The sequence below is a fragment of the Vibrio sp. 1978 genome (genome assembly GCF_033344345.1).
Window position 1 is genome coordinate 1 of record NZ_JAWPOP010000757.1, and the last position, 587, is coordinate 587.

Consider the following 587-nt stretch of genomic DNA (forward strand, 5'->3'; position numbering starts at 1 on the left):
CCGCGCTTGTCTCCATCATCGGGCTTGAAGATATGGTGAGAATGAGCTCTTTGGCGGCTGGTACAACAAAAATGCCGTTCACGTTCTACATGGCCGTTGCACTGATTTTCCTTTTCTTCACCAGTATTTCGACGGGGTTGTTAAAACTCGTTGAACGCAAATTCAGTATTCATGCGAGGTAAGTAATGGATTTTTCGTTGATTATTGAAAGCTTCCCTGTTTACCTTCAAGGGCTTTGGACGACCGTTTGGCTGGTGGGCATTTCATTGGTGATTGGCTTGTGCGTCTCAGTTCCACTCGCCATTGCGAGAAACAGTACCAACTACGCTTTGAGCCTTCCTTCTTGGGGATTCATTTACTTTTTCCGAGGAACGCCACTGCTTGTTCAGTTGTATCTGATTTACTATGGCATGGATCAGTTTTTCCCAGTGAAAGATACCTTATGGGAACACGCGTGGTTTTGTGCTCTTGTTGCGTTTGTACTAAACACATCAGCGTATACGGCAGAGATCATTCGTGGTGCGATTAACGGTTTGCCGAAAGGCGAAGTGGAAGCCGCAAAAGCGTATGGCATGAGTAAATTTATG

General features: G+C 45.7%; 1 protein-coding gene and 1 pseudogene. Both read left to right on the plus strand.

Features of this window, described 5'->3' with window-relative positions; all coding sequences use genetic code 11:
• A pseudogene (locus R8N49_RS28935) lies at positions 1-182 on the plus strand (arginine ABC transporter permease ArtQ); the annotation flags it as partial.
• Positions 183-185: 3 nt separating this feature from the next.
• Positions 186-587: ABC transporter permease subunit (locus R8N49_RS28940; RefSeq protein WP_318190677.1), on the plus strand; the 402-nt coding region annotated here is incomplete at its 3' end.